General features: G+C 74.9%; 19 protein-coding genes. 13 read left to right on the top strand and 6 right to left on the bottom strand.

Annotated elements, in window-relative coordinates:
- Positions 1-65 precede the first annotated feature (65 nt).
- The 5 genes from alr to rimI are packed head-to-tail and all read left to right on the top strand — an operon-like array spanning position 66 to position 4,300.
- On the top strand, positions 66-1,184 hold the full coding sequence (gene alr / locus H7X46_RS01660; RefSeq protein WP_370589044.1) for an alanine racemase: 1,119 nt from the start codon (positions 66-68) through the stop codon (positions 1,182-1,184).
- Positions 1,181-2,533, top strand: coding sequence for an alpha/beta fold hydrolase (locus H7X46_RS01665; RefSeq protein WP_186357714.1), 1,353 nt, complete (start codon positions 1,181-1,183; stop codon positions 2,531-2,533). Before alr ends, H7X46_RS01665 begins: the two co-directional genes overlap by 4 nt.
- On the top strand, positions 2,530-3,006 hold the full coding sequence (gene tsaE / locus H7X46_RS01670; RefSeq protein WP_370588561.1) for a tRNA (adenosine(37)-N6)-threonylcarbamoyltransferase complex ATPase subunit type 1 TsaE: 477 nt from the start codon (positions 2,530-2,532) through the stop codon (positions 3,004-3,006). Before H7X46_RS01665 ends, tsaE begins: the two co-directional genes overlap by 4 nt.
- A gap of 11 nt (positions 3,007-3,017) precedes the next feature.
- On the top strand, positions 3,018-3,839 hold the full coding sequence (gene tsaB, locus H7X46_RS01675) for a tRNA (adenosine(37)-N6)-threonylcarbamoyltransferase complex dimerization subunit type 1 TsaB (RefSeq protein ID WP_186357715.1): 822 nt from the start codon (positions 3,018-3,020) through the stop codon (positions 3,837-3,839).
- Entirely contained in the window at positions 3,836-4,300 is a 465-nt protein-coding gene (rimI, locus tag H7X46_RS01680; protein WP_186357716.1) for a ribosomal protein S18-alanine N-acetyltransferase, read from the top strand. Before tsaB ends, rimI begins: the two co-directional genes overlap by 4 nt.
- Here the strand turns inward: rimI and H7X46_RS01685 are convergent.
- Positions 4,297-5,547, bottom strand: a complete 1,251-nt coding sequence (locus tag H7X46_RS01685) for an aspartate aminotransferase family protein (protein WP_186357717.1) — start codon at positions 5,545-5,547, stop codon at positions 4,297-4,299. The genes rimI and H7X46_RS01685 overlap by 4 nt on opposite strands.
- Positions 5,548-5,632: 85 nt before the next feature.
- On the opposite strand from H7X46_RS01685, the gene H7X46_RS01690 reads away from it, so the two are divergent.
- Positions 5,633-7,153 carry a PucR family transcriptional regulator gene (locus H7X46_RS01690; protein ID WP_186357718.1) on the top strand — a complete coding sequence of 507 codons (1,521 nt, stop codon included), beginning with the start codon at positions 5,633-5,635 and terminating at the stop codon, positions 7,151-7,153.
- A 32-nt stretch (positions 7,154-7,185) separates the two neighbouring features.
- On the opposite strand, the gene H7X46_RS01695 is transcribed toward H7X46_RS01690, so the two are convergent.
- Positions 7,186-8,097, bottom strand: coding sequence for an aldo/keto reductase (locus H7X46_RS01695; protein ID WP_186357719.1), 912 nt, complete (start codon positions 8,095-8,097; stop codon positions 7,186-7,188).
- Between the two features lie 24 nt (positions 8,098-8,121).
- Positions 8,122-9,705 (bottom strand): alkaline phosphatase D family protein, encoded by a 1,584-nt coding sequence (locus H7X46_RS01700; RefSeq protein WP_186357720.1) that lies wholly within the window; start codon positions 9,703-9,705, stop codon positions 8,122-8,124.
- A gap of 284 nt (positions 9,706-9,989) precedes the next feature.
- Between H7X46_RS01700 and groES the strand changes: the two genes are divergently transcribed.
- The gene (gene groES, locus H7X46_RS01705) at positions 9,990-10,280 is read left to right on the top strand and encodes a co-chaperone GroES (protein ID WP_186357721.1); all 291 of its coding nucleotides are present in this window, start codon (positions 9,990-9,992) and stop codon (positions 10,278-10,280) included.
- Between the two features lie 121 nt (positions 10,281-10,401).
- A complete protein-coding gene (gene groL / locus H7X46_RS01710; RefSeq protein WP_186357722.1) occupies positions 10,402-12,024 on the top strand; it encodes a chaperonin GroEL in 1,623 nt (540 codons plus the stop codon).
- A 93-nt stretch (positions 12,025-12,117) separates the two neighbouring features.
- Here the strand turns inward: groL and H7X46_RS01715 are convergent, their stop codons facing one another.
- Positions 12,118-12,453, bottom strand: a complete 336-nt coding sequence (locus H7X46_RS01715) for a WhiB family transcriptional regulator (RefSeq protein ID WP_186357723.1) — start codon at positions 12,451-12,453, stop codon at positions 12,118-12,120.
- A 666-nt stretch (positions 12,454-13,119) separates the two neighbouring features.
- Here H7X46_RS01715 and H7X46_RS01720 point away from each other — a divergent pair.
- The 3 genes from H7X46_RS01720 (at position 13,120) to H7X46_RS01730 (ending at position 16,278) form a co-directional block, all read left to right on the top strand.
- Entirely contained in the window at positions 13,120-13,716 is a 597-nt protein-coding gene (locus H7X46_RS01720; RefSeq protein ID WP_010225624.1) for a response regulator transcription factor, read from the top strand.
- 767 nt (positions 13,717-14,483) lie between these two features.
- Positions 14,484-15,059: a sigma-70 family RNA polymerase sigma factor gene (locus tag H7X46_RS01725; protein ID WP_186357724.1), complete on the top strand. Its 576-nt coding sequence runs from the start codon at positions 14,484-14,486 to the stop codon at positions 15,057-15,059.
- Positions 15,052-16,278 (top strand): anti-sigma-D factor RsdA, encoded by a 1,227-nt coding sequence (locus tag H7X46_RS01730; RefSeq protein WP_186357725.1) that lies wholly within the window; start codon positions 15,052-15,054, stop codon positions 16,276-16,278. The genes H7X46_RS01725 and H7X46_RS01730 overlap by 8 nt, the downstream gene beginning before the upstream one ends.
- Before the next feature lie 12 nt (positions 16,279-16,290).
- Here H7X46_RS01730 and H7X46_RS01735 read toward each other — a convergent pair whose 3' ends face one another.
- Positions 16,291-16,707, bottom strand: a complete 417-nt coding sequence (locus H7X46_RS01735; RefSeq protein ID WP_186357726.1) for a DUF5319 domain-containing protein — start codon at positions 16,705-16,707, stop codon at positions 16,291-16,293.
- Positions 16,708-16,833: 126 nt separating this feature from the next.
- Between H7X46_RS01735 and guaB the strand changes: the two genes are divergently transcribed.
- Positions 16,834-18,345, top strand: coding sequence for an IMP dehydrogenase (guaB, locus tag H7X46_RS01740; RefSeq protein ID WP_186357727.1), 1,512 nt, complete (start codon positions 16,834-16,836; stop codon positions 18,343-18,345).
- Positions 18,346-18,379: 34 nt separating this feature from the next.
- Positions 18,380-19,519 (top strand): GuaB3 family IMP dehydrogenase-related protein, encoded by a 1,140-nt coding sequence (locus H7X46_RS01745; RefSeq protein WP_186357728.1) that lies wholly within the window; start codon positions 18,380-18,382, stop codon positions 19,517-19,519.
- Positions 19,520-19,614: 95 nt separating this feature from the next.
- Here the strand turns inward: H7X46_RS01745 and H7X46_RS01750 are convergent, their stop codons facing one another.
- Positions 19,615-20,106 carry an FBP domain-containing protein gene (locus H7X46_RS01750; protein ID WP_186357729.1) on the bottom strand — a complete coding sequence of 164 codons (492 nt, stop codon included), beginning with the start codon at positions 20,104-20,106 and terminating at the stop codon, positions 19,615-19,617.
- Between the last annotated feature and the right edge of the window lie 66 nt (positions 20,107-20,172).

Below are 20,172 nucleotides of genomic sequence, written 5' to 3' on the forward strand. Positions count from 1 at the left end.
TACCGGGTGCGGGCACCGGCAGGACCGGGCGCCCGACCGCCGGCGGCCCCCGCGCCGAGGCCGTCATCGACCTCGGCGCCGTGCGGCACAACGTCGCACACCTGTCCGGCCTGGCCGGCCGGTCCGGCGCCGCGACGATGGTCGTGATCAAGGCGGACGGCTACGGCCACGGCGCCCCCGACGTCGCCCGGGCCGCGCTGGCGGCCGGGGCCACCCGGCTCGGCGTCGCCACCCTCGACGAGGCGCTCGCCGTCCGCGCCGCGGGGGTCGACGCCCCGCTGCTCGCCTGGCTGCACCTGCCGGACGAGGACTTCGCCGCCGCCGTCGCCGCGGGGGTGGAGCTGTCGGTGTCGTCCCGGGAGCACCTGGCCGCGGTCCTGGCCGGGGCCCGCGCGGCGGGCCGGACGGTGCGGTTGCACCTCAAGGCGGACACCGGGCTGAACCGGGGCGGCTGCCGGCCGGAGGAGTGGCCGGAGCTCCTGGACGACGCGGCGGCCGCCGTCGCCGACGGGACCGCCGAGGTGGCAGCCGTCTGGTCGCACCTGGCCCGGGCCGACGAGCCCGGCGACCCGAGCATCGACGCCCAGGCCGTCCGGCTCCGGGACGCCGCCGCACGGGCCCGGGAGCGCGGGTTCGACCCGCTGCTGCACCTGGCCAACTCGGCGGCCACGCTCACCCGTCCCGACCTGCATTTCGACCTGGTCCGGCCGGGGATCGCCGCCTACGGCCTGGACCCGGTCGCCGCGCCGGCGGACAGCCCGCTGCGGCCCGCCATGACGGTGCGTGGCCGGATCGCGCTGCTCAAGACGGTCCCGCCCGGGGAGGGCGTGTCGTACGGCCACGAGTGGGTCGCGACCGAGCCACGGGTCCTCGCCCTGATCCCGCTCGGCTACGCCGACGGCGTCCCGCGCCGGATGAACAACGGCGGCCGGATGCGGGTACGCGTCGGCGGGGTGATCCGGCCGGTGGCCGGGCGGGTCTGCATGGACCAGTTCGTCGTCGACTGCGGGCGCCCCGGTGAGCTGGACGTCGCCGTCGGGGATCCGGTCGAGCTGTTCGGCACCGGTGACGGCGGCGGCCCGACCGCGCAGGAGTGGGCCGACGAGCTCGGCACCATCCACTACGAGATCGTCACCGGCATCAAGGGCCGGGTGCGCCGCACCGTCACCGGGGGGACCGCGTGAGCCGCACGGGATGGACGGTCGCCGGGATCGTCGGCGGCGTGGTCGGCGCGGCCGGCGCGGCGGCCGGTGTGGGGGTCGCGACCCAGCGCCGCCGGATCGCGGCGGCGCGCCGCAGCCTCGCCACCGAGATGGCCGAGCACGGCGGGCAGCCGCCGGCCGGGTGGGCCGGTGAGGAGAGCTCGGTGACCGCCGACGACGGCGTCCGGATCGCCTGCGAGGAGGTCGGCCCGGCCGACGGGTCGGAGCCCGCGCTCACCGTCGTCCTCGTGCACGGGTTCGCGCTGGACCGCCGGACCTGGCAGGAGCAGCGCGAGTTCCTGGCGCTGCTGTCCGACCCGTCGGTCCGGATGGTGCTCTACGACCAGCGCAGCCACGGCCGCTCGGAGCGGGCGCCGCGGACCAGCTGCACGATCGAGCAGCTGGGCCACGACCTCGACGCGGTGATCCGCGCGCTGGCCCCGGAGGGCCCGCTGGTGCTGGTCGGGCACTCGATGGGCGGCATGACGGTGATGGCGCTCGCCGAGCAGCACCCGGAGCTGTTCCACGCGCGGATCGTCGGTGTCGCGCTGGTGGCGACCTCGGCCGGGGAGATGGTGACGGCGGGGCTGCCGGGGACGTTCCTGTCCCGTCGCAACCCGGTGATCCGGGCGCTCGGCGGGCTGGCCGCGTGGCAGCCGAACCTGGTCGAGAGCGGGCGGCGCGCGCTCGGCGACATCATCTGGGCGATCACCAAGCGGTTCGCCTACGGCGACCGGCAGGTCGACCCCGCGATGGTCGACCTGGTCGACACGATGATCGACTCGAACGCGGTCGGGGCGCTCACCGACTTCGTCGACACCCTCGGTACGCACGACCGGGCCGCCGCGCTGGCGGGCCTTTCCGGCTGCGAGGTGCTGGTGCTCGCCGGGGACGCGGACCGGATCATCCCGTACCGGCACTCCGAGGTGATCGCCGAGGCGCTGCCGACCGCGCGGCTGGTGCGGCTGCCCGGGGTCGGGCACATGCCGATGCTGGAGCAGCCGGGGACGGTCGACGAGGAGCTCGGGAACCTCATCGAGCGCAGCATGGAGCGCCGGCGCGGCGACCGGGTCCGGTTCACCCGCCCGCCCCGCTCGATGCGCCGCCCGTCGCCGCCCGCCGTGAGCCGGTCCTCCGTGAACCCGCCGGCCGTGGCCCCGCCCGCCGCGGGCGCGCCCGGCGAGGGCCCGCTCCCCGGCGGTGAGCCGGACCCCGCGGAGCGGACCGATGCGGACGGCGACGGCCGGCGCGGCGGCCTGCTGCGCGGTGCCGGGCGTGGCTCCCGGGGGCCGAAGGCCGGGCGCAGGCGGTCCCGGAAGGACCGGTCGTGATCCCCGGGCCGGGCGGCGAGCCGGTGCGCCGGGAACTGCCGACCGTCGGCGACACCGAGGCGTTCGGCGAGGAGATCGGCCGCGAGCTGGCCGCCGGGGACGTGCTGCTGCTCGCCGGCCCGCTCGGTGCCGGGAAGACCGCGCTGGTCCGCGGGCTGGCCCGCGGGCTCCGGGTGACGGGCACGGTCGCGTCGCCGACGTTCGTGATCGCCCGCGAGCACCCGCCGTCCGGGGAGGGGCCCGCGCTGGTGCACGTCGACGCCTACCGGCTGGGCGGGCCGGACGGCAGCATCGACGTCGCCGCCGAGCTCGACGACCTCGACCTGGACACCGAGCTGGACCGCGCGGTCGTCGCCGTCGAGTGGGGGGTCGGGGTCGCCGACCGGCTCACCGAGAACGCGATCGAGGTGGTGCTGGAACGCCGCGACGACGACACCCGGGTCGCCACGCTGCGCCGCACGGGCACTCCGTAAGCTGGACGACCGTGCTGGTACTGGCCCTGGACACCGCGACGACCGTGGTCACCGCCGGCCTCGTCGACCTGGGGGCGCGGCCGGTGACCCTCGCCGCGCGCGCCCACGACGGCCGCCGGCACGGCGAGCTGCTCATGCCGGCCGTCCGCGCGCTGTGTACCGAGGCCGGGCTCGGGCTGCGGGACGTGGACGCGATCGTCGTCGGCGCCGGCCCGGGGCCGTTCACCGGGCTGCGGGTCGGGATCGCCTCGGCCGCGGCACTGGGCCACGCGCTGGGCGTGCCGGTGCACGGGGTGTGCTCGCACGACGCCATGGCACACGCGTGGAGCGCAGGCGGAACGCGCATGGACACAGCGTGGAGCGCAGGCGGAACGCGCGTCGACACAGCGTGGAGCGCAGGCGGAACGCGCGTCGACACAGCGTGGAGCGCAGGCGGAACGCGCATGGACACAGCGTGGAGCTCAGGCGACCCTGGTGACCGGCCGGCCGGCGCGGGGAACCTGCTCGTGGTCACCGACGCGCGCCGTCGCGAGGTCTACTGGGCGGCGTACGACCCGGCCGCCCGCCGGCTCACCGGCCCCGCGGTGGAGCCGCCGGCCGTGCTCGCCGCGCGCCGCGACGAGCTCGCGATCTCCACGGTCGTCGGCGATCCCGCGTTCGCTGGGCCGCTCGGCACCGAGATCACCGGGCCGGGGGCCCCGACCCCGGCGGGCCTCGTCGGCGTCGCCGCCGCCGACCTGCACGCCGGGCGCGCACCGGCGCCGGTCGAGCCGCTCTACCTGCGCCGGCCCGACGCCGTCGCCCCGACGGGGCGCAAGCGCGTCACCGCATGAACGCGACCGTCACCATCGGCCCGCTCTACCGGGCCGATGCGGAGCGCTGCGCCGAGCTGGAACAGCAGCTGTTCCCCGGTGACGACCCGTGGAGCGCCCAGGCGTTCCGGGACGCCGTCACCTCCGGCCAGCTGTACCTCGCCGCACGACTGCGCCGAGAGCTCGTCGGGTACGCCGGGCTCGCCGTCGTCGCGGGCCCGCCGCAGGCCGAGGCCGAGGTGCACACCATCGGCGTCGACCCGGCCTGGCAGGGGCACGGGATCGGCCGGGCCCTGCTCGCGAAGCTGCTCGAGGCGGCCGACCAGCTGGGCGCCACGGTGTTCCTGGAGGTCCGGACGGACAACCTCGCGGCCCGCAGGCTCTACGAGTCGTGCGGCTTCACCGTCGTCGGGCTGCGGAAGCGGTACTACCGCCCGTCCGGGGCCGACGCGCACACCATGCGCCGCGACCCGGCCTCCTAGAGGGCCGCCGCGACGTCGTCCAGCCCGGCCCGGGTGGCCTCGACCATCAGGTCCAGGTGCTCGGCGGTCATGGTGAGCGGCGGCGAGAACCCGACCGCGGTCGCCAGCGGCCGGATCAGCACGCCCCGCTCGCGGGCGGCCTTGAACACCCGCTGCGGCAGGTCCGGGGCACCGGCGAGCCGCTCCGGGTCGAGACCGAGCGCTCCGAGGACGCCGACGCCACCGCGGGCGTGGTCGACGAGCGGGTGGTCGACGACCCCCTGCAGCCGCTCGAGCAGCTGCGGCTCCAGCTCGGTCGCCCGCGCGAGCAGGCCCTCGCGTTCCATCAGGGCGATGGTCGCGGAGCCCGCCGCGCAGGCGGCCGGGTGGCCGGCGTAGGTCTGGCCGTGCCGGAACACCCGCCCCGGCTCGTCCCAGAACGGCGCGGCGACCCGCTCGGAGGCGACGATCCCGCCCAGCGGCTGGTAGCCCGACGTCACGCCCTTGGCGAACACGGCGATGTCCGGGCGCACCCCGAACCGCTCGATCCCGAACCAGTTCCCGAGCCGGCCGAACCCGCAGATCACGGCGTCGGCGACGAACAGCACGCCGTGCCGGCGGCAGACCTCGGCGGCCGCCTCGATGTAGCCCTCCGGCGGTGGCAGCACGCCGCCGGCGCCGATCACCGGCTCGCAGAAGAACGCCGCGACCCGCTCCGGCCCGAGATCGACGATCGCCTTCTCGAGGCCGGCGGCGTCGTCCCACGGGGTCTGGACGACGTCCGGGACGAACGGCGGGCCGAGCCGGTTGCCGGGGATCCCGGCCAGCGACGTGCCCAGGCCGTGCGTGCCGTGGTAGCTGTGCTCGCGGTGCAGCAGCACGGTGCGCTGCGGCTCCCCGATCGCCGCGAAGTACTCGCGGGCGAGCTTCCCCGCCGTCTCGATCGAGTCGCCGCCGCCGCTGGTGAAGAACACCTTGCCGCCGTCGAGCGGGGCGCGGGCGGCGATCTCGTCGGCGAGCCGCAGGGCGGGCGGGTTCGCGAAGTCGGTGAACGTCGAGTACGCCTCGAGCTCGTACATCTGGGCGGCGACGGCGTCGACGATCTCGTGGCGGCCGTGCCCGACGTTGGCGTACCAGAGGCTCGCGGTGCCGTCGAGGTAGCGGGTGCCGGTGTCGTCGAACACCCACACGTCCTCGCCCCGCGTGATCGTCACGGTGGCGTCGCGAACGGAGTGCATGGCGGCGAACGGGTGCCAGAACGCGGACATTCCCTCACGGTAGAGCGGCCGACGGCCGGTGGTGATCGGGTAAGTCCACAACTGTGGACAACCTGTTTGTGCTATCCACAACGTCGTGGAGCTGGGGGACCTGCTGGACCGGGGCGAGTTCGGGCTCGTGCCGGTCGTGGCCGGGCGTGCGGTGCCGGTGCTCGGCGCGCACGTCGTCGAGATCCCGCAGCCGACCCGCTGGGTGCCGCCGGGGTGGGTGCTGCTGACGACCGGGCTGCGGCTGACCACGCCGGCGGAGTGCCGGGGTCTCGTCGCCGAGCTGGCCGGCGGGGGCGTGGCGGCGCTCGGGTTCGCGGTCGACATCGTGCACGACGACGTGCCCGCGGCACTGGTGGACGAGGCCCGGCGCCGGGGGCTGCCGCTGTTCACGGTGCCGGAGGCGACCCCGTTCCGGGAGATCGTCCGCGCGGTCGACTCCGCCGTGCTGGACCGGGACCTGGACGCGTTCCGCCGGGCCGCGTCCATCACCGACACCCTCACCGGGCTGCTCGGCGGCCCCGATCCGGTCCCGGAGCTCGTCCGCGGCCTGGCCCGGGTGCTGCGGTGCGGGGTCGCGCTGCACCGGCCGGACGGCTCGGTGCTGGCGGCCGACGCGGCGTCCGGCCGGGACGGCGCGGCCGAGCGCTGGACCCGGTTCCGGGACCTGCCGGTGACCGGTCCGCCGGTGGAGGTGGTGGACGCCGACGGGCTGTTCGCCGCGGCCGTCCGGCCGGGCGGGGAGGTGCGGGCGTGGCTGGTCGCGGGGGTGTCCCGCGGGTCGGTGCCGGTGCCGCTGATCGTGCGGGCGGTGGCGCTGGTGGCGCGGCTGCTCGGCGGGCTGGCCGCGGTCTCCGACGGCGACCGGGAACGGCGGCGGCGGGAACGGGCCGCGGAGCTGCGGGCGCTGATCGCGGGACGGGACACCGCCGGCCGGACGCCGGGCGGGGCCGGCGACGCGGGCCCGGCCGATCGAGGGCCCGGCGATCGGGCTGGCGCAGGCGGATCACCGGGCGGGGCGACCGGAGGGGCGGCCGGGGCGGCGCGGGGCGGGCGTGCCGGCCCCGACCCGGACCGGCCGCGGGTGGTCGCCGTGCTCGCTCCCGGGACCGACGTGCTCGAGGCCGAGCGGATCCTCGACGAGCGGCGCGCACCCCACCTGCTCTCCGACCTCGACGGCGTGGTGGTCGCGCTGGTCGAGGAGGTGCCCGGCGCCCTCCCGGTCGCCGGGAGCGCCACCGTCACGCCCGGTGCTCCGGTCGGCCCCGCCTACCGCAACGCCCGCCTCGCCGCCCGTCGTTCGGCACTCACCGGCGGCGCCCCGGTCGCCGTCGAGGACCTGCCGGTGCTGGACCGGATGGTGCTGGAGATCGGTGCGGACCGGGCGTCCGAGCTGGCCGCGGACGCCCTCGCGCCGCTCGACGCCACCCTGGTGGCCACGCTGCGCGCCTGGCTGGCGCACCGGCAGGACGTGCCCGCGACCGCGCGGGCGCTGCACGTGCACGAGAACAGCGTCCGGTACCGGCTCGGGCGGGTCCGGGCGCTGGTCGGGGACCTGCGGGACCCGTCGGTGCTGGCCGGGGTCTACCTCGCGCTGCTCGCGCCGTGATCACTCGACCCAGTGGGCCGCCGCCCGCCGGATCAGCCGGTCGCCGACAGGTAGGACAGCAGGCGCTGCTCGTCGTGGGTCAGCTCCAGGGTGAGCATCGGCAGCAGCTGCTCCAGCTGCTCGGGCGTGCGCGCGCTCGCGATCGGCGCGGTCACCGGCGGCCGCGACGCCAGCCAGGCCAGCGCCACCGCCGGGACCGGGACCCCGTGGCCCGCGGCGATCTCGTCCAGCCCGGCCAGCACCGCACGCCCGCGGGAGTCCAGGTACGCCGCGGCACCCTCGGCGCGCGGGCCGGCCGGTGCGGGCGTGTCCGGGCGGTACTTGCCGGTGAGGAAGCCCTTCGCCAGCCCGTAGTACGGGTACACGGCCAGCCGCTCCGACTCGGCGAGCGGGGCGAGTGCGGCCTCGAAGTCGTCGCGCTCCATGAGGTTGTAGTGCGGCTGGATCGCGGTGAACGCGGTGAGCCCGTCCCGCTCGGCGATCTCCAGCGCGGAGCGCAGGCGTCCGGCGGTGAAGTTCGACGCGCCGACCTCCCGGACGAGTCCCTCGCGGACCAGGGTGTCGAAGGCGTCGAGGGTCTCCTCCTGCGCGGTGGCCTCGTCGTCGCGGTGGGCGTAGTAGAGGTCGATCCGGTCGGTGCCCAGCCGGCGCAGCGAGTCCCGGGCGGCGGCCGCGATGTTCGCCCCGCCGAGCCCCCGGCGGCCGGGCAGCGAGCCGACCTTCGTCGCGAGGTGCAGCTCGTCCCGGTTGCCGCGGGCGGCCATCCACTCGCCGAGGATCGTCTCCGACTCGCCACCGGCGTTGCCCGGCACGCGCCACATGTAGGAGTCCGCGGTGTCGATCTTCCGCCCACCGGCGGCGACGAAGGCGTCGAGGACCGCGAACGAGGTGTCCCTGTCCGCCGTCCAGCCGAAGACGTTCGCGCCGAGAACCAGGTCAGCCACGTCCCCGGACGCTACCCGGCGCGCTCAGGCCCGGTTCAGGCCCGGCCGCCGGTCCTCGGTGACGAAGCGGCCCCGGGTCTGCACCGGCGCCCCCGGGCGGGACACGTAGGGGACCACCTTGAACTCCGCCGCCATCTCGTCGGCGGTGAAGCGGGTGCTCACGTAGCCGCGCCGGTCGTTGTGGAAGCGGATGTGCGGGTTCTCCGCGAGGGTGGCGTCGGCGTTCTTCTTGCGCTCGGCGCCGTCGCCGCTGGAGGTGATCGAGCTCGACACCAGCTCGGTGCCGATCACCGGCGAGCCCGGGTCGTCGTACCGCCGGCGGATGTCGGCGGCCCAGTGCGCGTGCACGTCCCCGGTCAGCACGACGAGGTTGCGTGCCCGGCCGTGCTCGGTCGCGGCCACCCAGCCGTCGGCGACACGGTCCCGGGAGCCGGGATAGCCGTCCCAGGCGTCCGGGTTGAACCCGCGCCCGGCGCCCGGGGTGAGGTCGACCTGCGAGAAGAACACCTGCTGGCCGAGCACGTCCCAGCGGGCACGCGAGCCGGCGAAACCCTCGGTGATCCAGCGCTCCTGCTCCGAGCCGGGCAGCGACCGGTCCGGGTCGGTCCGGTCCGGGCAGTCGCTCGGGTACACGTCGCCGCAGGGCTGATCGCCGCGGTACTGGCGGGTGTCGAGCATGTGGAAGGTGACCGTGCCGCCGTAGCCGACGCGGCGGTACAGGCGCATCGATGATCCGCTGGGCCGCTGCGCGGCCCGCAGCGGCATGTTCTCCCAGTAGGCTCGCAGGGCTGCGGCCCGGCGCGCGGTGAAGTCCCCGGGCGGCACCGGCGGGAGCTCGCGGACGTCGGCGGCCCAGTTGTTCTCGACCTCGTGGTCGTCGAGCACGACCAGCCACGGCGCGGCGGCGTGCGCGGCCTGCAGGTCGGCGTCGGAGCGGTACTGCGCGTGCCGCTGCCGGTAGCCGGCCAGGGTGGTGGTCTCGGGGCCGGCGTGCTCCCGGACGTTGCCGCCCGGGGCGACGTACTGCCCGCCGGCGTACTCGTAGATGTAGTCGCCCAGGTGCAGGACGACGTCCGGGTGCTCCTCGGCCATCCGCCGGTAGGCGGTGAAGTACCCGTGCTCGTACTGCGAGCAGGACGTGAAGGTCATGTGCACCGGCGCCATCGCCGCCGGCGGCGGGGCGGTGCGGGTCCGCCCGGTGTCGCAGAGCGTGCTCCCCACCCGGAACCGGTAGAAGTAGTCCCGTCCCGGGGCCAGGCCGGCCACCTCGACGTGCACGCTGTGCCCCGCCTCGGGGCCGGTCGTCGTCCGGCCGCGGCGGACGACGCGGGTGCAGCGCTCGTCCTCGGCGATCTCCCACTCGACGTCGGTGTGCCGGTTCCCGAGCCCGCCGAGGCCGTCGTCGGCGAGCGGCTCGGTCGCCAGCCGGGTCCACAGCACCACCGAGTCGGCGGCCGGCTCGCCGGAGGCGACCCCGAGCCCGAACGGGTCCCCGGCGGGCCGGGACACCGGGCCCGCGACGGCCGGGCCGGGCAGCAGCGGCGCGGCGGCGACGACGGCCGCCGTGGTGAGGCCGGCCCGCAGCAGGGAGCGACGAGAGGTGATCACGGACCGCAGTGCACCGTCCCCGGTCGAGTGGTACGTGGTCGCCGGGTGGCGGCGTGGTGAACACCCGGCGACTCCTGCGGCGCGCACGTGGCACGCCGACCGGTGTGGCAGTTGAGCCCCGGTACGGGTTCTGGCACTCTCATGAGTAGAGTGCCAATGCGCGCGACGGACGCCGACCGCCCCGGCACCCGCGACGGCGGGGCGGAGGTCGCCACGTGTGCGCTGCTGACACCGGACAAGAACCCGTGATACCGGATTCACCCCAGGAAGGGGAGGTCATCGTCGTGGCGAACATCAAGCCGCTCGAGGACAAGATCGTCGTCCAGGCCAGCGAGGCGGAGACCACCACCGCCTCCGGCATCGTCATCCCGGACACCGCCAAGGAGAAGCCCCAGGAGGGCAAGGTCCTGGCCGTGGGCCCGGGCCGGGTGGACGACAACGGGAACCGCATCCCGATCGACGTCAACGTCGGTGACGTCGTCATCTACTCGAAGTACGGCGGCACCGAGGTCAAGTACAACGGCGAGGAGTACCTGATCCTCTCCGCCCGCGACGTGCTGGCCGTCGTCAACTGACGCCGATCGTCGTGTGACGCGTGCCGCCCCGGGCGGTCCACCGGACGGTGGTCCGGCCGGGGCGGCCGCGTTTCCCCGGCTTTCTCCCCGAGAGACCCACGAGAGGCAGCGAGAAGAAGACATGGCGAAGCAGATCAGCTTCGACGAGGAGACCCGCCGCGCGCTCGAGCGCGGCGTGAACCAGCTCGCCGACGCCGTGAAGGTGACGCTCGGCCCGCGCGGCCGGCACGTCGTCATCGACAAGAAGTTCGGTGGCCCGGCCGTCACGAACGACGGCGTGACCATCGCCCGCGAGGTCGACCTCGAGGACCCCTACGAGAACCTCGGCGCGCAGCTGGCCAAGACCGTCGCGACCAAGACCAACGACGTCGCGGGTGACGGCACCACCACCGCCACCGTGCTGGCGCAGGCCATGGTCAAGGAGGGCCTGCGCAACGTCGCGGCCGGCGCCGCCCCCGCCGCGCTCGGCCAGGGCATCGCCGCGGCCGCGGCGAAGGTGTCCGAGTTCCTGCTGTCCAAGGCCACCCCGGTCGACGCGGGCAGCCACATCGCGCAGGTCGGTGCGATCGCCTCCCGCGAGCAGGAGATCGGCGACCTGATCGCCCAGGCGATCCAGACCGTCGGCAACGACGGCGTGATCACCGTCGAGGAGGGCTCCACGCTCGCGACCGAGCTGGAGATCACCGAGGGCCTGCAGTTCGACAAGGGGTACCTGTCCCCGTATTTCGTCACCGACTCCGAGTCGATGGAGGCGGTGCTCGAGGACCCGTACATCCTGCTGCACCGCGACAAGATCAGCTCCATTCAGGACCTGCTCCCGCTGCTGGAGAAGGTGCTGGGCGAGGGCAAGCCCCTGCTGATCGTCGCCGAGGACGTCGAGGGCGAGGCACTGTCCACCCTGGTCGTCAACTCGATTCGCAAGACCGTCAAGGTCGCCGCCGTGAAGTCGCCGTTCTTCGGTGACCGCCGCAAGGCCTTCATGGACGACCTGGCGATCGCCACCGGCGGTCAGGTCATCAACCCCGAGGTCGGCCTCAAGCTCAGCGAGGCCGGTCTGGAGCTGCTGGGCCGGGCCCGCCGCATCGTCGTCACCAAGGACAACACCACGATCGTCGAGGGTGCCGGGTCCAAGGAGGACGTCGAGGGCCGGGTCGCGCAGCTCAAGCGCGAGATCGAGGAGTCCGACTCGGACTGGGACCGGGAGAAGCTCCAGGAGCGCCTGGCCAAGCTCTCCGGCGGCGTCGCCGTCATCCGGGCCGGTGCGGCCACCGAGACCGCGCTCAAGGAGCGCAAGCACCGCATCGAGGACGCCGTCTCGGCGACCCGCGCGGCGGTCGAGGAGGGCATCGTTCCCGGCGGCGGTTCCGCGCTGGTGCACGCGGCGGCCGAGCTCGAGGGCGGCCTGGGCCTGACCGGGGACGCCGCGACGGGTGTCGCGATCGTCCGCAAGGCGCTCGCGGCCCCGCTGTACTGGATCGCCGAGAACGGCGGCGACGAGGGCTCCATCGTGGTGTCCCGGGTCGCCGACAAGGGCTGGGGCGCCGGGTACAACTCGGCCACCCGCAGCTACGGCGACCTGACCGCCGACGGTGTCATCGACCCGGTCAAGGTGACCCGGTCGGCCGTCGAGAACGCGGCCTCCATCGCGCGCATGGTGCTGACCACCGAGAGCGCCGTGGTGGACAAGCCGGAGGAGGAGCCGGCCCCGGCCGCCGGTGGCCACGGCCACGGGCACGGGCACTGATCTCCCGGCGGAGCCGGTAGACACGACGACGGCGGGCGACCCGGAGGTCGCCCGCCGTCGTTTCGTTCGCGTGCCGAGATCCCGCGGGTGTCGTCAGCCGGCGTCGAGCTTCTCCACCGGCCGGTTCGCCGCGCCGGCGACCTTGAGCCTGCGCCGCGGGCCGCGGATGATCGCGTCGCGCTCCGACTCGGACAGTCCACCCCAGATCCCGTACGGCTCGTGCACCTTCAGCGCGTGGTCGCGGCACTGCTGCAGCACCGGGCACCCGGAGCACACCTGCTTGGCGCGGGCCTCACGGCGGGCCCTGGCGGGGCCACGTTCCCCCTCGGGATGGAAGAAGAACGCGCTGTCCATCCCCCGGCAGGCTCCCTCCATCTGCCAGTCGTAGATCTCGGCGACCGGACCGGGAAGCCTCCGGATGTCCGCCATGTTCCCCTCACCTGCCTTCGACCTCGGTCTCGACGCCGTCCAGATTCCCGGGGTGCGGCGACCGCAAACCTGATTCGAGGTGAACATCGTGGACCTCGGGGACACGGCCCACCAGCCGTGCCCGCGCCGGGTACGACCGGCCTGCCCGCCGGCTCCGCGACCGCGGACGACACCGCCCGCTCCGCGCGCTCGTCCGACCCGGGGCGGCGCTGGGCCGCAGCGGTCGCACTCGGTGGCACACGGGTGCCGGGCGGGCCGGTCACGGTCCGGTCACGACGCGGCCGAACAGGGGACGTCGTGGGCGCCACGCCACTCCGACGGCCCGCTGCGACACGCCGAAGAGTCACGATTCGATACGCGCAGTCGCCAAGCGGATGCGGAGGGTCGCCGACATGCGGTGTTGCACACGGTGAGCGTCCTCTATACGCGAAGTGACGACGCCGGCCGCAGACTGCTGCGGGAGTCGCTCCCGAAAGTGGGTCCCGACGATGTACCGTACGGACTACTCCATTCGGCGACCCTTCACCCACATGACGCTGAGACAGGTGGGCCGGGGTTCCGAACGGAGGGCACAACCCGCCCCGACCGTGTCAAGGTGAGAGGGTCACCCGCCGATTCGGAGGGTGAATATCACCCGGCTGCAGGAAGCTGCAGGAAGGAATCGTCGTGACGACGGTACTCATCTGCGACGATCGTCGCAGTGTTCGCGAGGGTCTGACTCGCGTCATGTCCGCGGTCCCCGGGGTCCAGCGCATCGACTGCGTGGCCCACGGGGACGAGCTCCTCGCCCGCTACGCCCGCCAGTCCGTCGACGTGGTCCTGGTCGGTACCCAGCGCGCGGTGCCCACCGGGGTCGAGGCGACCCGCCGCCTGGTCGCCGCGCACCCGCAGGCCAACGTCATCGTCTTCGGCGCCCCGGACGACGCCGGCAGCATCGCCGCCGCCATCGCCGGCGGGGCCCGCGGCTACCTGCGGTGGGACGCCTCCCGCCCCGAGCTGGTCGCCGCGCTCGCGCACACGCTGGCCAGCACCTCGGTGCCGACCCCGCGGGTCCCCACCGACCCCGGCGTCCAGCTCACCGAGCGCGAGCTGCAGGTCCTGCGCGGCATGAGCCAGGGCAAGAGCAACGGCCAGATCGGCCGCGAGCTCTACCTGTCCGAGGACACCGTCAAGACCCACGCCCGGCGGTTGTTCCGCAAGCTGGGTGTCCGGGACCGCGCCCAGGCCGTCGCGCACGGCTTCCGTCGCGGCCTGGTCTCCTGACGGCAGGCTCACGGGTCTCCCGACGGCCCCGCGCCGTCACGCAGTACCGCCGAGCGCCCGCCCCGTGCCGGGCACCCGGTGGAGCGACGGGCCGGACCGACCCCCGCGGTCCCGCCCGGCTGCCGCGCGCTCCGGTCCGGCTCCCCGGGACCGGAACGCCCCGGGACGCCTCCGAGGGCACCCCGCCGCGCACCGGCGGCGCCGCGCCGCGCCCCGGCCGATCGCGCCCGAGGTGCGCCGCCGCGCAGGCCACCTCACACCCCTCTGCGGCGCCTCACACCCGGCGCAACAGGTGCGTCGCTCAGTGAACCGGTGTGACGTACCGGCGAGCCCGCGGCGAGCGGTTGCCCGGACGCCGGGAACAGTCACCCCGGTTCACCGACGTCACCCACGCCCCAGCCGTCACACCCGTCACGAACCCCGCCCCGACCCCGCGCCGCCCCGGAGCCGAAGCGGGCGCCGTGCGCGCCGGGCGGCCCCCGGCCCGGGCCGCCACCGACCGTGACGCTCGTCATGGCTCGGGTCCGGCCCCGGTACGGTGCACCACGAACCGCTCGCCGATCGTGGTCGGCTGATGACCGACCGCATTCGCGACGACACGCAACCGGACACGCCGTACGGACGTCCACCTGGCATGGAGCAACTCCCGCGGGCATGCCGCGCTCGGATACGGTGGGCGGGCCGTGGTGTCTCCTGCCGGGACGCGGGTTGCCTCCACGATCGGATGACACGGACGCGGTCTCGTAACGCCTGGGCGGTTCCCCACGATGAGTGAATCAAGAGACGTACCCGACGAGTGGGTCGAAGCCGCGATCGGCGGCGACCGGTCCGCGGTCGAGCGCGTTCTCTCCGTGGTCCGGCCCCTCGTCGTGCGCTACTGCCGCGCTCGCCTGGGGACGGATCGAGGATCCGTGTCGGCGGACGACGTCGCCCAGGAGGTGTGTGTGGCCGTGCTCACGGCATTGCCGGGGTACCGGATGCAGGGGCGTCCGTTCCTCGCCTTCGTCTATGGCATCGCCTCGCACAAGGTGATCGACGCGCACCGGGCGGCGTCCCGGAACCGGTCCGAGCCCGTCGCGAACGTGCCGGACCGGATGGAGACGTCCGAGGGCCCGGAGAGCCGCGCGCTGCGGGGCGAGCTGTCCGAGGAGATGGCCCGGCTGCTCGAGGTCCTCCCGGAGAAGCACCGGGAGATCATCGTGTTGCGGGTGGTCGTGGGCCTGTCCGCGGAGGAGACCGCGGCCGCCGTCGGCTCGACACCCGGTGCCGTCCGGGTGGCCCAGCACCGGGCGCTGGCCCGGCTGCGGAAGATCATGAGTGAGGAGGTGGTCCGGGATGCCTGACCAGGGTCCCCACGGACCGGACCTCCCCTCGCCCGAGGAGCGCCGGCCCGCATCGGTCCCGCACGCCCGCTTCGGCGGCCCCCGGACCGGCTCCGGCCGCCAGGGCGACCGCCATCCCGACGACCGGCAGCACGGCGGGACGAACGGGCGCAACGGGCACCCGTCGCCGTACCCGGTCGGCCGTCCGCTCGCCGAGGTCGACGAGGACGACCCGATCGACCTGGTCGAGCTGCAGGCCGACGACGAACTGATCAACGCGATCGCGTCCGGGCTCGGTGTCTCCGGCCCCGGCAACCGCGGGTACGACGTCGACGACCGCCTGGTCGCCCTGCTGTCCACCTGGAAGGACGACGTCGACCGCGACCCGATCCCGGACCTCGTCGACCCGGACGAGGCCGTGGCGATCCTGCAGCCGGCGAAGCCGTCACGGAAGGTCTCCTTCCTCCGTCCCCTGGTCGCCGCCGCGGCGGTGGCGGCCTGCGCCCTCGCCGTCGTCTCCATCGGCGCGCACGAGGCCCAGCCGGGCGACGCGCTGTGGGGTGTCAGCAAGGTGCTCTACAGCGACCGGGCCGAGCAGGTCCAGGCAGCGACCGACCTGCGGACGGGCATCGAGCGGGTCAACGCCAAGCTCGCCACCGGGGACACCGCCGGCGCGCGGGCGGACCTGGCCGCGCTCGCGCCGCTCCTCGACCGGACCGACCCCGACCGGCGGGACGAGTTCGAGCAGCAGGAGCGGTTCCTGCGGGCCAAGGTCGCCGAGACGCCGCCGGGTACCCCGACCGACCCCCGGGCGCCGCTGCGGGACGGCACGCCCGCCCCGCCGCCCCCGGCGAAGTCCGAGGGGAGCGAGGAGCCCGCCCCGCCGGCGACCCGGCCGCGGCCGCAGCCCGGCACGTCCACCCCGGGCGGGACGACCGGCGGGACCACCTCGCCGGAGGGCACCCGTACGAACGACCCGAGCGTGCTGAGCGGGCCGGGCGGAACCAGCGGTCCCGGTACGAGCAGTGGCTCGACCCCTCCGACGTCCTCGCCGAACCCGAGGCCGGAGCCGTCGCCGACCACCGAGGGATCGGCCGACCCGACGACGACGTCCACGACGCCGACCGCGGCCGGGGAGGGCAGCGCCGACCCGTCGTCGGCGTCGTCGTCCTCGTCGCCGCCCCCGCCGTCGTCGGCGTCGTCCACGTCGACCGGGGCGGTCAGCAGCACCCCGAACTGAGGTGTCCGCGGGTCAGGGGTTCTCGGCGTCGACCGTCGCGTCCGCGTAGCCGCGGCAGTACTCCCAGGTCACGTAGTCCGCGGGATCCGGGTCGAACGCCGGCTCGTGCGGCCGCATCCGGCCCTCGTCGAGCAGCTGCCGCAGGCTGGCACGCAGCAGGTTCCACTCGTGGAAGTGCTGCTCCCCGCAGTCGGTGCAGTCCACGACGATGCCGCGGATGCCGCGCCGGGACAGCAGCTCCTCGTAGACCGCGAGGTCGGTGAGGTCGGCGATGATCTCGCCCCGCTCCTTCTCGGTCAGCGGGGGGACGTCGGGGGCACCGGAGCCCGCCCACGCGCCGTCACCATGGTCGTCCAGCGCCTCCATGGAGCGCGCAGGGTCATCCGGGTCTCCGGCGAACGGGTCCGGTGGCAGCGCCTCTGGTGACACGGTGTACACGGTACCCGGACCTGGGGGTCGGGCCCCGTCCCACCCCGCGACGGTGGACGTACGATGGCGGCCTGCGGCGAGCGCCCCGCCGCGGTAGCCGCGACTGCAAGAGGAGCCTCGGAAGAGATGACGAGCGAGATCGGCGGCCTGCCGGACAAGTTCGCGATGCTCGGCCTGACATTCGACGACGTCCTGCTCCTCCCGGCCGAGTCGGACGTGGTGCCCAGCTCGGCCGACACGTCCAGCCAGGTGACCCGCCGGGTGCGGGTCCAGGTGCCGCTCGTGTCGTCGCCGATGGACACGGTCACCGAGTCCCGGATGGCCATCGCCATGGCCCGCGCCGGTGGGCTCGGCGTGCTGCACCGCAACCTCGCCCCGGACGCCCAGGCGGCCCAGGTCGAGGTCGTGAAGCGGTCCGAGGCCGGCATGGTGACCGACCCGGTGACGTGCTCGCCGGACGCGACGCTGGCCGACGTCGACGCGCTGTGCGCCAAGTTCCGGATCTCCGGCGTGCCGGTGACCGACGAGGGCGGCCGGCTGGTCGGCATCATCACCAACCGGGACATGCGCTACGAGGTCGACACCGACCGCCCGGTCGCCGAGGTGATGACCCGCGCCCCGCTGGTGACCGCGAAGGTCGGCGTGACGGCGGAGGCCGCCCTCGGGCTGCTGCGCCGGCACAAGCTGGAGAAGCTGCCGATCGTGGACGGCGACGACGTCCTGCGCGGCCTCATCACGATCAAGGACTTCAACAAGACCGAGCAGTACCCGCTGGCCACGAAGGACCCGGACGGCCGGCTCGTCGTCGCGGCCGCGGTCGGCGTCGGCGACGACGCGTACACCCGGGCCATGCAGCTCGTCGACGCGGGCGTGGACGTGCTCATGGTCGACACCGCGCACGGGCACTCCCGCCGGGTGCTGGAGACCGTCGCGAAGCTGCGGGCCGAGGCCGGCGGGCACGTCGACGTGGTCGGCGGCAACGTCGCGACCTTCGAGGGTGCGAAGGCACTGGTCGATGCGGGTGCGGACGCGGTCAAGGTCGGCGTCGGGCCCGGCTCGATCTGCACCACGCGGGTGGTCGCCGGGGTCGGCGCGCCGCAGATCACCGCGATCTACGAGGCCACGCGCGCGTGCGCCCCGGCCGGCGTCCCGGTGATCGGCGACGGCGGCATCCAGTACTCCGGTGACGTCGCCAAGGCCATCGCGGCCGGCGCGTCGACGGTGATGCTCGGCTCGCTGCTGGCGGGCACCGCGGAGTCGCCGGGCGAGGTGGTCCTGGTCGGCGGCAAGCAGTTCAAGACCTACCGCGGCATGGGTTCGCTGGGCGCCATGCAGGGCCGGGCGGGCGCGGCCGGGCGGAGCTACTCCAAGGACCGCTACGCCCAGGACGACGTGCTCTCCGAGGACAAGCTGGTGCCGGAGGGGATCGAGGGGCGGATCCCGTTCCGCGGGCCGCTGTCGTCGGTCGTGCACCAGCTCGGCGGCGGCCTGCGCTCGGGCATGGGCTACGTCGGCGCGCAGACGATCGCGGAGCTGCAGCAGGCGAAGCTGGTGCGGATCACCGCGGCCGGGCTGAAGGAGAGCCACCCGCACGACATCACGATGACCGTCGAGGCACCGAACTACGCCGCCCGCTGACCGGGGGACGGCGGGCGCGGCTTAGGGTGTGCCCGTGCGTGACCTCGTGGAGATCGGGATGGGCCGGGAGGCCCGGCGAGCCTACGACCTCGACCAGATCGAGATCGTGCCGTCGCGGCGGACCCGCAGCTCCAAGGCGGTGTCGACGGCCTGGCAGATGGATGCCTACCGCTTCGACATCCCGATGTTGACCCACCCGACGGACGCGGTGGTGTCGCCGACGTCGGCGGTGCGGGTCAGCGAGCTCGGCGGGCTGGCCGTGCTGAACGCCGAGGGCCTGTGGGCCCGGCACGCCGACGCGGAGGCCGCACTCGCGAAGGTCGTCGAGGCCGCCACCGGGGAGGACCCGGACTCCGCGGTCGCGGTCCTGCAGGAGCTGCAGCAGGCCCCGATCCGGGAGGACCTGATCGTCGAGGCGCTGCGCCCGCTGCGCGAGGGCTCGCACACGGTCGCCGCGCGGGTCAGCCCGCAGCACGCCCGCGAGCTCACCCCGGCGCTGCTCGCGGCCGGGGTCGAGGTGCTCATCGTGCAGGGCACGATCATCTCCGCCGAGCACGTCGGCGCCGACCCCTCGCCGGCGCCGGAGCCGCTCAACCTCAAGGACTTCATCGCCGACCTGGACGTGCCGGTCGTCGCGGGCGGGGTCGGTGACTACCGCACCGCGCTGCACCTGATGCGGACCGGGGCGGCGGGCGTCATCGTCGGGTACGGGCAGTCCACCGCCACCACCACCGACGAGGTGCTCGGCGTCGGGGTCCCGATGGCGACCGCGATCGTCGACGCCGCCGCGGCCCGCCGCGACTACCTCGACGAGACCGGCGGCCGCTACGTGCACGTGATCGCCGACGGTGGCATCGGCTCCTCCGGCGACATCGCCCGCGCCGTGGCCTGCGGCGCCGACGCGGTGATGCTCGGCGAGCAGCTCGCCGAGGCGGCCGAGGCGCCGGGCGGCGGGCTGTACTGGACGTCGTCGGCCGGGCACCCGTCGCTGCCCCGCTCCGAGGTCACCGGCCTGGCCCGGTCCGGGCGCAGCCTGGAGCAGGTGCTGTTCGGGCCGACCGACAGCCCGTACGGCACGACGAACCTGTTCGGCGCCCTGCGCCGCGCCATGGCCAAGACCGGCTACTCCGATCTCAAGGAGTTCCAGCGGGTCGGGCTGAACCTGCGGACCTGACGCCGGCCCACGCGGGTGGACGGCTCCTGCGGGGCACGTGGCACGACCTCGATCACCCGCCGGCGCGGAGTGCGCGAACTCGCAGCCCTCGCGGGTCACGTGGCGGTGACCGCCGCCAGGAACTCCGCGGCCCGTTCCCGCAGGCCGGCCCGGCGTTCGTCCACCGTGGTCCCGGGGGCGGGACGCAGGGCCGCGGTCGCGGTCTCCACGCGTACGTGCTCGGCGCAGGCGAGATCGGCGCAGATGTAGGTGCCCACGGTGTCGCCCTGCCTGCCCTTCGCCCCCTGCCGGGGCGCGGCGAACAGCGCCACGCCGCCGACCGAGTGGGTGGTCCGGCACAGCGCGCACATGGCCGCCGAGCGGGCCCCACCGGCAGCGGCGCGCAGAACGACGCCGGTCGGGCCGCCGTCGCCCGGGACGAGCAGGACGCCGCGGTCCGGGGATTTCGGGTCGCGCCAGCCGCGGACGTCGTCGAGGTGCTCGGGATCCAGCTCGCGGACCCACGCGGGGAGGGCCAGCCGGTTCGCCTCGCCCTTCGAACAGTTGGCCATGGCGCGGCGGATCCGGGTCTCGGCTGGGCTGGTCACGGCGGGGCACGCTAGACACGGCGGCGGGGCCGGTCCACCGGATTTCGTCTGCGCCTCCCGCACCGC

Source organism: Pseudonocardia sp. C8 (assembly GCF_014267175.1).
Classification (GTDB): Bacteria; Actinomycetota; Actinomycetes; order Mycobacteriales; family Pseudonocardiaceae; genus Pseudonocardia.

Bases quoted from the DNA above. Each gene is read 5' to 3' on its own strand.
- H7X46_RS01725 (WP_186357724.1), top strand. From the start codon at position 14,484: ATGAGTGAATCAAGAGACGTACCCGACGAGTGGGTCGAAGCCGCGATC.
- rimI (WP_186357716.1), top strand. From the start codon at position 3,836: ATGAACGCGACCGTCACCATCGGCCCGCTCTACCGGGCCGATGCGGAG.
- guaB (WP_186357727.1), top strand. From the start codon at position 16,834: ATGACGAGCGAGATCGGCGGCCTGCCGGACAAGTTCGCGATGCTCGGC.
- H7X46_RS01715 (WP_186357723.1), bottom strand. From the start codon at position 12,453: ATGGCGGACATCCGGAGGCTTCCCGGTCCGGTCGCCGAGATCTACGAC.
- groL (WP_186357722.1), top strand. From the start codon at position 10,402: ATGGCGAAGCAGATCAGCTTCGACGAGGAGACCCGCCGCGCGCTCGAG.
- H7X46_RS01685 (WP_186357717.1), bottom strand. From the start codon at position 5,547: ATGTCCGCGTTCTGGCACCCGTTCGCCGCCATGCACTCCGTTCGCGAC.
- H7X46_RS01730 (WP_186357725.1), top strand. From the start codon at position 15,052: ATGCCTGACCAGGGTCCCCACGGACCGGACCTCCCCTCGCCCGAGGAG.